The sequence below is a fragment of the Streptomyces noursei genome, from assembly GCF_001646665.1.
Taxonomy (GTDB): domain Bacteria; phylum Actinomycetota; class Actinomycetes; order Streptomycetales; family Streptomycetaceae; genus Streptomyces; species Streptomyces lavendulocolor.
On record NZ_LWBU01000376.1, the window covers coordinates 13,340 to 26,857 of the forward strand.

At 74.8% G+C, this 13,518-nt stretch carries 18 protein-coding genes; 10 read left to right on the forward strand and 8 right to left on the reverse strand.

The features are described 5' to 3' along the window. Positions 1-82: 82 nt before the first annotated feature. Together A4V12_RS29465 and A4V12_RS29470 are read right to left on the reverse strand one after the other, a co-directional pair. Positions 83-1,624, reverse strand: coding sequence for a PH domain-containing protein (locus A4V12_RS29465; protein ID WP_064072512.1), 1,542 nt, complete (start codon positions 1,622-1,624; stop codon positions 83-85). After that, positions 1,621-2,256 carry a PH domain-containing protein gene (locus A4V12_RS29470; protein WP_079137442.1) on the reverse strand — a complete coding sequence of 212 codons (636 nt, stop codon included), beginning with the start codon at positions 2,254-2,256 and terminating at the stop codon, positions 1,621-1,623. The genes A4V12_RS29465 and A4V12_RS29470 overlap by 4 nt, the downstream gene beginning before the upstream one ends. A gap of 116 nt (positions 2,257-2,372) precedes the next feature. Between A4V12_RS29470 and A4V12_RS29475 the strand changes: the two genes are divergently transcribed. The 4 genes from A4V12_RS29475 to A4V12_RS29490 all read left to right on the forward strand — a co-directional run bounded on the left by A4V12_RS29475 (position 2,373) and on the right by A4V12_RS29490 (position 4,721). Beyond that, positions 2,373-3,053: a TetR/AcrR family transcriptional regulator gene (locus A4V12_RS29475; protein WP_064072513.1), complete on the forward strand. Its 681-nt coding sequence runs from the start codon at positions 2,373-2,375 to the stop codon at positions 3,051-3,053. A gap of 199 nt (positions 3,054-3,252) precedes the next feature. Next, positions 3,253-3,660, forward strand: a complete 408-nt coding sequence (locus A4V12_RS29480; protein ID WP_079137443.1) for an SH3 domain-containing protein — start codon at positions 3,253-3,255, stop codon at positions 3,658-3,660. A 255-nt stretch (positions 3,661-3,915) separates the two neighbouring features. Further along, positions 3,916-4,422 (forward strand): hypothetical protein, encoded by a 507-nt coding sequence (locus tag A4V12_RS29485; RefSeq protein WP_064072514.1) that lies wholly within the window; start codon positions 3,916-3,918, stop codon positions 4,420-4,422. A gap of 41 nt (positions 4,423-4,463) precedes the next feature. Further along, entirely contained in the window at positions 4,464-4,721 is a 258-nt protein-coding gene (locus A4V12_RS29490; RefSeq protein ID WP_064072549.1) for an EF-hand domain-containing protein, read from the forward strand. 185 nt (positions 4,722-4,906) lie between these two features. On the opposite strand, the gene A4V12_RS29495 is transcribed toward A4V12_RS29490, so the two are convergent. After that, a complete protein-coding gene (locus A4V12_RS29495) occupies positions 4,907-5,323 on the reverse strand; it encodes a CBS domain-containing protein (RefSeq protein WP_064072515.1) in 417 nt (138 codons plus the stop codon). Between the two features lie 531 nt (positions 5,324-5,854). Here A4V12_RS29495 and A4V12_RS29500 point away from each other — a divergent pair. The 3 genes from A4V12_RS29500 (at position 5,855) to A4V12_RS29510 (ending at position 7,337) form a co-directional block, all read left to right on the forward strand. Continuing rightward, entirely contained in the window at positions 5,855-6,058 is a 204-nt protein-coding gene (locus A4V12_RS29500) for a hypothetical protein (protein ID WP_064072516.1), read from the forward strand. Positions 6,059-6,317: 259 nt separating this feature from the next. Beyond that, the gene (locus tag A4V12_RS29505; RefSeq protein WP_064072517.1) at positions 6,318-6,716 is read left to right on the forward strand and encodes a YunG family protein; all 399 of its coding nucleotides are present in this window, start codon (positions 6,318-6,320) and stop codon (positions 6,714-6,716) included. Positions 6,717-6,773: 57 nt separating this feature from the next. Beyond that, on the forward strand, positions 6,774-7,337 hold the full coding sequence (locus tag A4V12_RS29510) for a GNAT family N-acetyltransferase (protein ID WP_079137444.1): 564 nt from the start codon (positions 6,774-6,776) through the stop codon (positions 7,335-7,337). Positions 7,338-7,376: 39 nt separating this feature from the next. Here A4V12_RS29510 and A4V12_RS29515 read toward each other — a convergent pair whose 3' ends face one another. Continuing rightward, complete coding sequence (locus A4V12_RS29515) at positions 7,377-7,958, reverse strand: TetR/AcrR family transcriptional regulator (protein WP_064072519.1); 582 nt, start codon at positions 7,956-7,958, stop codon at positions 7,377-7,379. Positions 7,959-8,018: 60 nt separating this feature from the next. Here A4V12_RS29515 and A4V12_RS29520 point away from each other — a divergent pair, with 60 nt between their 5' ends. Beyond that, positions 8,019-8,546: a hypothetical protein gene (locus A4V12_RS29520; protein WP_064072520.1), complete on the forward strand. Its 528-nt coding sequence runs from the start codon at positions 8,019-8,021 to the stop codon at positions 8,544-8,546. Between the two features lie 19 nt (positions 8,547-8,565). Here the strand turns inward: A4V12_RS29520 and A4V12_RS29525 are convergent, their stop codons facing one another. The 4 genes from A4V12_RS29525 to A4V12_RS29540 all read right to left on the reverse strand — a co-directional run bounded on the left by A4V12_RS29525 (position 8,566) and on the right by A4V12_RS29540 (position 11,709). Further along, positions 8,566-9,171: an HD domain-containing protein gene (locus tag A4V12_RS29525; protein WP_423549025.1), complete on the reverse strand. Its 606-nt coding sequence runs from the start codon at positions 9,169-9,171 to the stop codon at positions 8,566-8,568. A 210-nt stretch (positions 9,172-9,381) separates the two neighbouring features. Further along, a complete protein-coding gene (locus A4V12_RS29530) occupies positions 9,382-10,038 on the reverse strand; it encodes a maleylpyruvate isomerase N-terminal domain-containing protein (RefSeq protein WP_064072521.1) in 657 nt (218 codons plus the stop codon). An 89-nt stretch (positions 10,039-10,127) separates the two neighbouring features. Beyond that, a complete protein-coding gene (locus A4V12_RS29535) occupies positions 10,128-10,859 on the reverse strand; it encodes an alpha/beta fold hydrolase (protein ID WP_064072522.1) in 732 nt (243 codons plus the stop codon). Between the two features lie 70 nt (positions 10,860-10,929). Continuing rightward, the gene (locus A4V12_RS29540) at positions 10,930-11,709 is read right to left on the reverse strand and encodes a MerR family transcriptional regulator (RefSeq protein ID WP_064072523.1); all 780 of its coding nucleotides are present in this window, start codon (positions 11,707-11,709) and stop codon (positions 10,930-10,932) included. Between the two features lie 99 nt (positions 11,710-11,808). Between A4V12_RS29540 and A4V12_RS29545 the strand changes: the two genes are divergently transcribed. Then, positions 11,809-13,119 (forward strand): erythromycin esterase family protein, encoded by a 1,311-nt coding sequence (locus A4V12_RS29545; RefSeq protein WP_079137445.1) that lies wholly within the window; start codon positions 11,809-11,811, stop codon positions 13,117-13,119. 117 nt (positions 13,120-13,236) lie between these two features. After that, entirely contained in the window at positions 13,237-13,500 is a 264-nt protein-coding gene (locus tag A4V12_RS29550; protein ID WP_064072552.1) for a hypothetical protein, read from the forward strand. Positions 13,501-13,518: the final 18 nt, after the last annotated feature.

Here is a 13,518-nt window from a genome sequence, read left to right on the forward strand (position 1 = left end):
GTCCGCGCGCGGTCGCCGCTGAGACCGCCTCAGCCGCCCGTGCCGCACTGCCTGTTACGCAGCGTGCGCAGCGAGTCGGGGCTCAGGCCGGTCGCCGCGCCGTACCGTGCGCGGCGCTCCGGACAGGCCCGGGCTCCAGGAACTCCTCCAGCACGCCGGGCAGCGCGGCGACGGCGAGGGGCACCGCGTCGCGGGCCGCCAGGTCCCGTACGGGGTAGGCGTGTTCCCCCGCCGCGACGGCCGCCGTGAGGGTGACGAGACCGGCGCGGCGGGCGGACGGCGAGGTCGTGAAGGTCCACGCGATGACGGCCGAGCGCTCCAGGGCGAGGGTGTCACGGCTGAACGTACCGGCCCGTACGAGGAGGTGGGGGCCGCGCAGGGCGTGGCCGAGGCTCCGGTGGGCGTCCCGGGCCAGCAGCCACGTCACCGCCGTCGCGGCCGTCGCGTACACCCACGCGGCGTGCAGGAGCACGGGCGCGAGGAGCAGGCCCGCGGCGAGCAGGGCGACCGTCCCCGGCAGAACGGCGAACAGGACGCCCCGCACCACCCGGCGCCGCAGCGCGGCCCTCGGGTGCGGCGTGAGCGGGACCGCGTCCAGCGGCCGCGAGGGGGCGCGGAGCGCGCCGGCGACCACGCGCAGCGCCTCGTCGCGCGGCGCGGGCGGGAGCAGGGCGCCGCGCCGGTGGGCCTCCTCCTTGTCGCCGAGCCCGCCGGCCACGGCGGCCACGCTCGCTCCTCCGGCGGCGCGCAGCAGGAGGGGCTCGCGCAGCAGTACGCCGTGCAGCCGGTCGCGTTCGAGGGCGACCGAGCGGGTGGTCAGCAGTCCGCGCCGTACGGTGAGCGTGTCGGCGTCGGTCCAGGCGGCGCTGTAGCGCCACCAGTTCTCCAGGTAGACGGCGAGCGCGCCGAGGGATCCGAGGGCGGCGACGGCGGCGAGCGCCATGGGGGCGGTCAGCCACCACGCGCGGTCGCCGAACGCGGCGAAGGCGTCCCGGACGACGGCCGTCCGCCACGGATCGACGCCCATGCCGTCGAGGACGCGGTACGCCGTGCCCGCGACGACGCCCACGCCGCCGAACACCCAGAAGGTGAACGGCGCGTAGCGCAACCAGCGCCAGTCGATGCGGCTGAGCACGGTGTCTCCGGCGGCGTCCCCGGGGCGGGCGTGTTCGAGGAGCGCGGCCCGCAGGCGGTGCGCCTCGGGGACGGTGACCGCCTCCAGGGTGACCGCACCGTGCCCCTCGCCCGAGCCGGTGGTGCCGATCCGTACGGCGGTGAGGCCGAGGAGCCGTTGCGGCACGGTGGCCGTGAGGTCGACGCTGCGCACGCGGTGGAGGGGGACGGTGCGGCGCCGCCTGCTGAAGGCCCCGTGGTGCAGCGTGAACGCGTCGGCGGTGAGCCGGTACCGGGTGCGGGACCAGCGGATCAGCCCGGCGAGGGTGACGGCGGCGAACGAGAGGGCGAGGACGGTCAGCGTGACGCGGGCTCCTGCGGGGACCTCGCCGCCGGTGGCGAGCACGGTGAGGGCGAGGGACCCCAGCGGAGGGGCGAGCCAGCCGCAGTGCACGAGCAGGGTGCGGGCGGCCGGCCGCCGCCAGGCGTCATGGTCGCGGTGGCGGCTCACGCGGCACCCTCCGTGCCGGGGCGGTCCACGCGCGCGTGGGCGCCGGGGGCGGGGGTGGTGGTGGCATGGGCGTCGGGGGCGGGGGTGGTGTGGGCGTCGGGGGCGGGGGCGGCGTGGGCGGCGGGCGTGCGGGCCGTGTGGGTCGCCCGGCCGATCAGCCGTGCCAATTCCTCGGCGTCGGCATCCGCCAGTCCGGCGATCCTGACCTCGCCGGCGGTGGAGGCGGTGGTGACGGTGAGCGTGGCGAGTCCGTAGCGCCGCTGGATCGGCCCACGGACCGTGTCGACGGTCTGCACCTGCGACAGCGGGGTGATCCGGCGCCGCCGCCATATCCAGCCGTCCGCCGCGTAGACGGCGTGGGCGCCCAGCTCCCAGGCATGACCGGCGTACCGGCGGCGCGGCATGAGGAACGCGTAGGCGAGCGCGGGTGCCACGAGCGTGACGACGAGGAGCGGGACGAGCCAGGGCAGCGCGCCGGCGAAGAACAGGACGGAGAGCAGGCCCAGGGCCAGGGCGGTCAGCAGCATCGGCCCGCTCACCGTCACCAGCGCCTGCGCCGTCCACCACGTGCGGGCCCGGGGGTGGACGGGGTGGCGGGGCGGCCTGAGGCCGGGGACATCGGACAAGGACATGGGTACCGACCACTTTCCAAGTCAACTGTATTGGATGACGATACGTTACAACGGTACGAGTGACTTGGAAAAGCGGCCGGGCGTCTCCGCCCGTCGCAGGGAGAAGGGGCCGGCCGGTGCCGAAGAAGGTGGACCACGAGGCCAGACGCCTGGAGATCGCGGAGGCGCTGTGGCGCATCGCGAGTACGCGCGGCCTCGACGGCGTGAGCCTGCGGGACGTGGCGGCGGAGGCCGACATCTCGCTGGGCCGGTTGCAGCACTACTTCCGTACCAAGGACGAGATGCTGCTCTTCGCCCTGCGCCACATCAACTCCTTGGCGGACCAGCGCATCCGCGAACGCATCGGCGCGCTCGCGGCGGGGCCCGGGTCGGGTACGGGTACGGATACGGGGACGGGGCCGAGCGCGGAGTCGGAGGCCGAGGCGGGCCAGGGTCCGCCGCCGCGCGCCGTGCTGCGCGAGTGCCTGATGGGGATGCTCCCGCTGGACGAGAAGAGCCGGGTGGGCACGCTGGTCGGCGCGGCGTACTTCGCACGCGCCATCCATGACGAGCGCCTGCGCGAAGAGGCCCGGGAAGGCATCCCCAGGCTGGCGGAGTTCCTGGCGAGCCTTCTGCGAAGCGCGCGGGAACGGGGCGAGACGGCCGGGGGGCGGGCTCTCGACCCGTACACCGAGGCGATGCTGCTGATCAGCCTGGTGGACGGGTTGACGGCGTACACACTGCTCGGGGTGCAGACCGGCGAGGAGGCCGCGCAGCGGCTGGACGCGCACCTGGACCGGCTCTTCGCCGACCGGTGACGCCCCGGCGGCCGGTGGTAGGGGCGGTCGACCGGCACGCGGCGGGCCGCGACCTGCGGGCGGCTGAAGGCGGGCGCCCGGACACTCGCCGGCGATCCGTGTCATACGCGCGTGTCGCGGGATCCGTCCCCCGGACGCCACCACCGCCACGCCGGCTCCCGCCGGCGGGTGCGGGCACGGACACCGTCAGGAGAACGCAGTGATCGCACGCAACGCCGCACGGACACTGGCCGCGATGTTCCTCGCCACCGCCGCGGCGGTGGCCGGTCCCGCCGCCACCGTCTCCGCGGCCCCGGCAGGTGCCGCGGACTACACCGAGGTGCACGTCTGGGCCTCGGACGTCAACGTACGCAACGCGCCCTCCGGCACCGCCTTCGAGCAGTGCAAGTCCTACCCCTCCCGAGCGAACTGCCAGGTCGTGGCGGCCGTGTCCCGGACCACGGTGACCGCGTACTGCCAGAAGGTCGGCGAGACCGTCTCGGACGCGGGTTACAGCAGCCGGTGGTGGACCTACCTCAAGTCACCCAGCGGCCAGTGGGGGTGGGTGAACAACGTCTACATCACCGGCGACGAGCACCTGGCTCACGTCGCGGACTGCGGGTTCTGACACGGCACCGGCACCGCACCGGCCGCTCGACGGACGGGAGCGACGAAGGCGGCGGCGAGAAGATCAAGAACAACGCTTCCGCCCACCACTGGGTGCACTCCTGCACCGAGGACGCGCTGTAAACAACCCGGGCCGGGCGGGCCGTCTACGGGAGCGCGGTACCCCGGGCCTGCCCCGGTGCGGCCCTCACACGCCCCGTCGGTGGGAGGCAGAACCCGGTTGGCGGTGGGACACGGGGGGACTACCGTCACCGCGGTGGAGATGCACTTCAGGAAGCTGCCGGCCCAGCCCACCGGTCCCACCATGCCGCACGACCTGGTGCACGCGGTCGTCGAGACGGCGCTCGGCATCGACGACGGGTTCTGGGGCTCGATGGCCCGGGGCGCCACCTTCCAGGGGTTCGCGCTCGTGGAACCCGGTCGGCACCGCCGCTCCGGGCTGAAGGTGCTGCGGCGCGGCGGCGACGCGGTGATGGCCGCCGAGCTGTCCGTGAACTGGGCGTACCGCGTGTGGCGCGGCCTGCCCACCGAGGGCCGCGGGGTGGGCCGCCCGCCCCTCACCGGCGACGAGCCTGCCCGGACCACGGGGCCCCTGGACGCGGCGGCGGCCCGCTGGTCCACTGGTCCGCTGTCCCCGAGGGTGGCACACTGCCGTGGCGCTGGGGCACGGACCGCTGACGGCACCCCTGGCCGGACGCCCGGAGCGGGAGCAGGGGCGGGACAACGGGAACCGGGGTGGCCCGGGACGCGTTGTGATCCGTGAGCGGGCTGACCGGCCCGCCCGGGGGAAAGGACACCGACGGCGTGACCAGCGACAAGGCTCGCAAACTGTTCGAGGCGCTCGACCTCGACGGAAACGGGACGCTCACCCGCGAAGAAGTGATCACCGCCCTGCGCACGAAGGGCCCCTCCCTCGTGGCGACGGGCGTCCTGCCGCCCTGGGGCGTGGGAAACGCCGACGACTCCTCCGCCCTGTTCGACACGGCGGACCAGAACGGCGACACGGTCCTGACGCTGGAGGAGTTCGCGGCGGTGGTCGACCGCCGCTTCGGCTGGCACTGACGGTCGGCACCCACGCACACCGACCCGCGTGCTCGGCACCGGTCACCGATCTCCGGGTCACCCGGCCGGCACACGCCGGCCGGAGCGGGCGGGCCCGGTTGCGACCCACCGGCTCCGGCAGTCACGGGCGCTGTCGGACCGGCATGACCGGCCGGGACCGGCGGTGACCGGTCCACGGGGCCCGGTCAGTCTGTCGACAGGGCCTGGAGCAGGTCGCCCGTCGTGGGGTCGGGCAGGGCACGGGCGACATCCGCCTGCGCCACGACACCGACCAGACGGTGACCGTCGATCACCGGGAGGCGGCGCACCTTGTGCTCCGTCATGGTGCGCAGGATCTCCTCGGCCTTGTCGTCCGCGCCGATGGTGACCGCCTCGCCCTGCGCCAGGTCACCGGCCTTGACCTGGCCCGGGTCCTTGCCCGCGCCGAGGACCTTCACCACGATGTCCCGGTCGGTGAGCATCCCCTTGAGCCGGTCGTCGGTGCCGCAGATGGGCAGCGCGCCGACACCCAGCTCGGTCATCTTCTTCGCGGCATCGAGCACTGTCTCCTCGGCACCGACACACTCGGCGCCTTCGGTCATGATCTCGCGTGCCGTCGTCATACCGCAGCCTCCCTGGGCCTGTTGTGTACGGATTCGTCGCCCGGCCACCGGCGAGGATGGCCCGGGCGCAATGACAGGTGCCCCGGGGGCGCGGTCGCTAACGTGCCTGTTCGGCCACCGCTCCTTCGGCAGGGGATCACCCGATCGGCGCAGTATGCCGCCCGCGGGCCCGGGCAGGCGGGGTGTCATCAGGCCCGGCCCACTCCTCCGAGCCTGGTGTGTGGGGTGTGCCGCAGCCGAACTCCCAGCCGGCTGCGGCACCGCCGCGGCAGCCTTCTCGCTGCCGCCGCGCCGCCCCGATCGCTGCCGCGGTCCGTCTCCCGGCACTTCGCGTACGCCTCGCACCGGCACGCCGATCCGCAGGCCCCGCACGGCCGGTCGGACCACCCGGTGGCGGCCCGTCACGGTGGATCGTTTCCTCTTCCTCGTACGGGTGATGGAGGCGTACACGCCGGGGCGGTGTGGGTAGCCAGGGGCCGACCCGCACCTCCGCGAGTCGCTGCCTCCACTCCTGTCAGGAAGGAAACCCGTATGCGTCGCATCGCGGCCGTCGTCCTCGGAACCGTGGCGTTCCTCGGGTCCGGCGCTCTCACCTCCACGGCCGTGGCCGTGCCCGATCCCGTCGCCACCGTCGAATGCGCCACCGCGAGTGTGACCGACCTGACGACACTCGTCGACCCGGCGTCACCGGCCCTCCCCTCGGAAGTCCCGGGCGTGGCCTGCCTGGCCGTCTGAACGAGGGGCCCGCGACCTGGCCGTCCGGCATGAGCCGACCGGCAACGGCCGACCGGTCGGGCCACGAGCCCCGGACTTCACCGCACGCCGTACGCCGCGTGCCACGTGCCCGCCCATCGGATGCCGACTGCCGTGCGACCGCGCCCTGGTGGCCGCCCGGCACCACCCGGAGGGGCAGCGCCCACCACCGCCCGTGACCCGTCGTACCCGTGGCGGCGCCGCCGGCCTCGGTGTCAGTGCCCGGTGCCATGCTGCCGGGATGACTCCCTGGAACCTGCGCGATCTCGACGCGGCCCTGCGGGCCGGCTGGGCAGCCGACACCTGCTCGCCCGACGACCGGGCCGACTGGCGGCCGGACAACCCCGCTCGGGGCCACTGCGACATCACGGCGCTGCTCGTCCACGACCTCTTCGGCGGTGACCTGGTGGTCGGAGAGGTCCACCACGGCGGCGTGCGGCGCGGCTACCACTGGTGGAACCGGCTGGTCGGCGGCGTCGAACTCGACCTGACCCGCGAACAGTTCGGCGCGGACGAGGAGGTCACGGGCGGCCGGGTCGTCGAACGGCCGCCGGGCCCCACGCCCCGCCGCTGGGAGGAGTACCTGCTGCTGCGCCGGCGCGTCGAGGAGCGCCTCGGGCCACTCCCGGAGCCCGCGTGAACGGGCGTACAGGGGTCGGCCGATGGGGCGGGGACGGTGTCGTGCGAGGATCGCGGCGTGACCGACCTGCGCCTTCGCCTCGCCACCGGAGCCGATCTCCCCACGCTCGTCCGGCTGCGTGACGACGCCGCCCGCTGGATGCTGGGCCGGGGCATCACCGGTCAGTGGCGGCCCGGCGAGCTGACGGAGGACCACTTCCGCCGGACCATGGCGACCGGCGAGGTGTGGCTCGCCGAGTCGGGCGGCCGGGCGGTGGGCGCCTGGGAGCTGTGGTGGCGGGACGAGGACGCCTGGGGGGCGCAGCCGCCCGTGGCGGGTTACGTGCACCGGCTGATGGTGGACCGCGCCGCCGCCGCGCCCGGAACCGGCCGGCTGCTGCTGCGGGCCGCCGAGCGCCGCGTGACCGAGGCGGGGCGGTCCTTCGTGCGCCTGGACTGCCTGGCCGGCAACGAGCGTCTCCGGTCGTACTACCTGGACGCCGGGTACCGGGTCGTCGGCCACAAGACGGGGAAGCCGCAGCCCGACGGGACGTCCAAGTCCTTCACCCTGCTGGAGAAGCACCTCGCGGCGGGACCCGCCGGGACGAACGTGCCGCACCGGGCGGCCCGTTCTACTCACTGACGGCACGTCAGCACCACGCCCCGTCAGCACTGAAGACTCTCAGCCGACCAGGGCGGCCGCGCACTCCTCGGCCAGGTCCTCCGCGTAGGGCGGCAGCTCCGTGCCCGCGCGCAGGTGGCGGCGGATGACGGTCAGCGGCAGGTCGACCAGCGCCAGGGCGATGCGCTCGCGCCCCCGCGCGTCCGTGGCGCCCAGGGCGTCGGCCAGCGCGCCCAGGGAGGCGAACACCCGCTCGTTCCCCTCGTCCGCACGCCGGGTGTGCTCCTCGGACCAGTCGGCGCGGCCGAAGTCGGCGGCGCCGTAGAACAGGAGGGTGGCCTCGGCCGGGTGCCGGCGGCTCCAGGCCACCACGTGGCGGGCGGCGGCGCGGGCGGCGCGGCGGGGGTCGCTCTCCGCGTCGAGCACGGCCATGTAGCCGGCCTGGAAGGACTCCACGGTCCGCAGCCACACCTCCGCGAGCAGGGCGGGGCGCCCCGGGAAGCGGTGGTAGACGGAGCCGCTCGGTGCACCCACGGCCTGCGCGACCGCCGACATGGTGACGGCCGGTGGCCCGCCGGCGGCCGCGAGGCGCACGGCCGCGTCCAGGAGCTGATCGACGTCGAATCGGGATGGTCTCGCCATGTTTCAGAGAGTACCCTCTACATTAATTGGAGAGCAGTCTCCATTACCCGAGGAGGACCCATGGGCGTCTACAACGTGCACGAGCGACTTCTGGCCGCGGGCGAGAAGGACGTCGGCGCGCTCATCGATTCACTGGCGAGCGGGGAGCGTGACCTGCTGTGGCCCGGCCGCCACTGGTCGCCGATGGAGTTCGACCGCCCGCTCGGCGTCGGCGCGGTGGGCGGGCACGGACCGGTGCGCTACACCGTGTCGGGGTACGCGCCCGGGCGCTGGATCAGGTTCCGGTTCACCGGCCCCCGGGGGTTCCACGGCTTCCACGAGCTGGCCGTGCTTCCCGTCGACGAGGAGCACACGGTGCTGCACCACACCCTCGCGATGACGACCAGCGGCCTGTCCCGCTTCACCTGGCCGCTGGCGTGGCGGCCGCTGCACGACGCCTGCCTGGAGGACGGCCTCGACCGCGCCGAACTCGCCTGCACGGGCACGGTCGCCCGCCCGGCCCGCTGGTCCCCCTACGTCCGCCTGCTGCAGTCCCTGGGCGCCCGCTTCGAGCGCCTGCGCCCCGGCGCCCCGGCGGAGGCGAGGTGACCGGGGTGGCGCGGACGGGTCAGACGAGGGCGTGGCCGTACGCGGCGGACAGGTCGTCGAGCCGCGGCTCCCCGAAAGCGGCGCCCAGCGCCCGGAACGCGGCGACCTTGTCCTCGCCGAACCGCCGCAGGTACGCCGCATAGGCGTCCGGGGAGTTGAACCTCGGCGGGGTGGACTTGCTGTGGAACGTGTCCGCGTACATCACCAGCCGCTCCTCGGGAGTGACCGCCAGGTAGTCGGCCGGCGGGAGCGGCAGCCCCTGCCGGAGCACGTCCTCCTTGGTGAGCCCCACGCCCGTGTGGCAGGAGCAGAACCGGCACAGCACGTCCGGGTACCCCTCCTCCGCCAGGAGTTCGTGCCCCAGCAGGCCGTGACGCAGGTAGTTGGGCCGGTCGAGACGCCCCTCGGCGTCGTACAGCCGGTAGACCCCGATGTCGTGCAGCAGGCACCCCGCCCGCACCAGACCGGCGTCGACATCGCATCCGGCGGCGGCGATCAGGCGCTCCGCGATGCGCCACACGATCTCGCAGTGCGTGAACACCAGCCTGAACGCCTCGTCGCTCGGAGCGTGCTTCACGTGCAGCGCACGGATCTCGTCCACCGTAGGAACATCCACGCGCGCCATCCAATCACGCACCCGGCACCGGCCGTGCCCGGCGTCACAGGCACGGCCGGTGCCGGTCGAGGTGGCGTGGGACGCTTCCGGGACCCCCGTTCCTGGACCGGACGGGTCGTCCCCGCCGCGACGGGCGGCGCGTCGGCCCCGATCGATGCCTGAGGCCGGCGGACGGGGGCGCGTGCCCGACCACCGCGCTGGGGGCGCAGGGCGGGGCGGTCAGCCGAGGACGAAGGGCAACCGGTCGGCGAGGGCGCCCAGTTCCGCTCGTTCCGCCGCGGTCGGGGTACGGCGCCCCGTGCCGATCAGCAGGGCGTCCTGGTCGGAGAAGGAGGCGGGGAACGCGGCTCCGGCGATGCGCTCCAGCATCCCGCGCGACCGGGCGAGGCCCTCGCGGGGCGGACCCGCCACGTCCGGGAGGTGAGCGACCAGGTCGAGATGGTGCAGGGTCCGTTCCAGGACGTACGCGGAGAGGTAGTCGCCCGCGGTGAGCACCACGTCGCGGGTGGCCACCCGCAGCTCGGGGTCGGCGAGCCGGGCGGCGCGGCCGGCGGCGGAGCCGACGTCGTCCAGGTGGAACGTGAGCAGCCGGGGTTCCTCGTACGCGGCGGCCAGCCGGACGACCAGCGCGTCGAGCGGGTCGTCACCGGTCGGCGGCGTCGCGCCGACCTCCCAGTAGGTCACCGCGTCACGCGTGGGTTCCGCGCGGGCGGGGGTCACCAGGGTGATGAGGACGTCCTGCGCGTCGATGATCAGGTGGCACACCAGATCCCGTACCAGCCAGCCGACGCAGCCGGACCGTTGGGCGAAGTGCGCGTCCGGCAACGCGGCGACCGCCGCGCGCAGCGCCGTCCACGAGTGCGAGAAGAGATCCACACCGGCACGGTAGTGCGGTGCCGGAACGGCGGACAAGCGCCCGCTCGGCCGACCGCCACCCCGTACACGGCGCCGGTCCTGCGTGCCTGTCACACCGCACGGGAAACCTCGCGGGCGAAGCGGCGTACCGCGGAGGTGAACGCCTCCGGGGCGTCGAAGTTGGCGAGGTGCCCGGCCCGGGGGACCAGTTCGACGCGCGCGTGCGGGTGGGCGCGGGCGAAGTCGGCCTCACCCGAGCGGAAGACGGTGTCCTTCTCGCCGTTCAGGATCAGCACCGGGGCGGCCACCTGCCGCAGGGACTCCGCGTCGAAGCGTCCCAGCACCTCGTTCCACGCGGCGGGCAGCGCGTGGAACGCGTAACCGTTGCGGATGGTCTCCCCCACGACCTCCGGAGGGTAGAGCCGCCGCAGCAACCGGTCGTTCCACCGGGTGAGCCTGTCGGCCGGCAGGCGCGGGACCAGCCCGGCGATCCAGCGGTACGGAGCGGTCCACGGGCCCCGGGTGGAGGCGCTGGCGCCGGCGAGGACCAGTCCGCGCAGTCGCTCCGGGTGGCGCCCGGCGAACTCCAGCGCGGCGTAGCCGCCGAGCGAGTGGCCCACCACCAGGGCCGGCCCGGCACCGAGGGCGTCCACCGCGGAGGCGATGACCTCCGTCGCGGCGTCCAGGCTCCAGGGCCGGTCCGAGCGCGCGCCGTGACCGGGCAGGTCGACGGCGGCCACCGGGAACTCCTCGCGCAGCGCCCCGACTTGTGGGCTCCACTGCCCCGCGCTGAACCGCGTCCCGTGCACGAACACGATCGGCGGTGCGTCCTGTGCCGTCATCCATGCCCCCCGTGGCCACGTCCGGTGCCGACTGTACCGGCGGCCGGCCTCCCGGGCGGGTTCCAGGACCTCAGCGGCCGTCGGGACGCGGGGCCTCGCATGCGCCGAGGTATTCGGCGAGGGCCGCGGCGGCCGTGAGCATGGCGCGTCCCCGTCCGGTGAGCCGCCGTCGCCAGTCGTCCAGGGAACGGACGAGGGGTTCGTGGCCGCCGGCGCCCCGGACCTGGTCGATGACGGTGGCGATGTGACCGAGCGGATGGCCGCCGCGGCGGAGCAGGTGGGCGAGTTCGGCGTCCCGGACGTCGGCGGCCGTGTAGTGGCGGTGTCCGGTGCCCGCGTCCCGCCGGGGCAGGAGGATCCCGGCCCGCTCCCACTTGCGCAGGGTCGCCGGTGAGACGCCGAGCCGGTGGGCGAGGTGCCCGATCGGCAGCGGGCGCTCCGGGAGGCCGGAGGCCGGGGAACCACCGGGCCGGCGGGACACTGGCTGGTGATCCTGGAGCCCGGCGGCGGACCCGCGGCCGAGGGCCTCGACCGCCGCCTCGACGGCGTCGAGCGTTTCCCGGTCGCGGAGCAGCTGGGCGTGGCTGCGGTCGACGGCCCGCAGCGCGGTGTCCAGGTCGCCCCGGCCGGCGGCCCGCATGACCTCGGCGCCGGTCGCGTGGCCGTGTGCCGCGACGAGGGCCAGGTAGGCCCGCAGGGCGCGCAGGTGCACCGCGGAGTAGACGCGGTGGCCGGCGGCCGTGCGGGCGGCCGGCGGGATCAGGCCGTCGCGCTCGTAGTTGCGCACCGCCTGGGTGGAGATCCCGTGCTCCCGGGCGAGGTGCACCGGGCGGTACCGCCGACCCTCCACCTGCACCTCCGTTTGAGGTTTCACACCCGTGCCCCCGCCTGCTCCGGGGCGACTTGTCGCCCAGGTCTTCCACGAGGGTTCAACGATACGGTGAAGGTCATGACATCGACCTCCCCCTTTGCCCCTGCTCTGCACGGATCGTTCGGTCCCGAGGGCGGCCGGCGGCTCGCCGCCGCCCTGTCCGCCTTCTTCGAGGCGCGAGAAATACCGCCGGAGACACTGGCGTTCGGCGAGCCGACCCATCTCGAGCCGGCGTTCGGGTACGTGCGCAACCGGATGCTGCGGGAACTCGTCGGGCACGGCTTCCGCTCCGTGGCGCTGGAGTCCGACCGGGTCGCCGCGCTGCGGGTCGACGCGTTCGTCCGGGGTGGGACCGGGACGCTCGACCGGGTCATGGCCGAGGGCTTCAGCCATGACTTCGGCCGGTTCGACGCCAACCGCGAGCTGGTGGCCTGGCTGCGCGCGTACAACGACGGCCGGCCGGACGGCGAGCAGGTGGCGTTCCACGGCTTCGACGCGCCCATGGAGACGATGAGCGCGCCCGCCCCGCGCGCCTTCCTGCTGCACCTGCACCGCTATCTGACCGAGCACCTGGGGCCCGACGGGTTCCTGCACGGCCGCGCGGACCTGGAGCGGCTGCTCGGGGACGACGAGCGCTGGAGCTCCACCGCGGCGGTACTGGCCGCCGAGCACTCCCCCGGCGCCTCGGCGGAGGCCTCGGCGCTGCGGGGCATCACCGACGACCTGCTGGTCACCCTGAACGCCCAGGCGCCGAGGCTCGTCGCGGCCACCTCGCTCGCCGACTGGCGGCGGGCGCGCACGCACGGCCGGGCCGCGATGGGGCTGTTGCGCTACCACGCCCAGCTCGCCGACCCGGCGGCACCCGCCGAGCGCCTGTCCCGGATGAGCGCGGTGCGGGACGCGCTGATGGTCGAGAACCTGCACGGCATACGGGACGGGGAGCGGGACCGGGGCCCGACACTGGTGTGCGGCCACAACGCGCACCTGCGCCGCGACCGCAGCTCCCTGCGCATGGGCGGCATGGACGTCGTGTGGTTCGGCGCGGGGGCCATCCTCGCCACCCTGGTGGGCGACGGTTACGCCTTCGTCGCCGGCAGCCTCGGCCGGAGCGCCACGCTGGGCCTGGACGAACCCCCGGCGGGCACCTACGAGGGCGCGTTGCGGCGGGTGAGCGGGGAGTACGCGCTCCTCGACGCGCGCCGGCTCCTCGAAGCGACCGGAGACACGTCGTACGAAGTCCGCGAGGACGTCCGGCCCGAACAGGGGTACGCCCCGCTCGACGACGCGACGCTGCGGCACTGCGACGCCGTCCTCCACATCGCCGCCGCCGGGCGCGGCCGGCCCGGGGAAGAAGGCGCGGAGGTGGGACCGGGAGACGGAGCGGTGTGAGTCCTCCCCCCCTTCGTACGCCGTGCGGGTGCGGGCCCGGCCGGGGGCGGTCAGGCTGGGACGGACGGGTGACCGTACGGAGCGGGCTCCCCGGACGGATGGGAACGCGTGGCGCACATGGACAAGTCGAGGCTGATCGAAGCGACCGCCGAGAAGGCCGCGGCGGCGGGTTCCGACCGGTCGTTGCGGGCGGAGGACGTCGAGCGGGTCGTGGACGCCCTGTTCGGCACCGTGGAACGGCCGGGCACGATCGCGGAGGCGCTGGCGGGCGGCGAACCGGTCGTCCTGGGCAGCTTCGGCGGGTTCGAGCACGCCGGCGGCACCGCGGCCTTCCGGCCGGGCAAGGCGCTCACCGAGTACCTCGAAGGTGCGACGGGCTGACGGCCCGGCAGGCCCCTG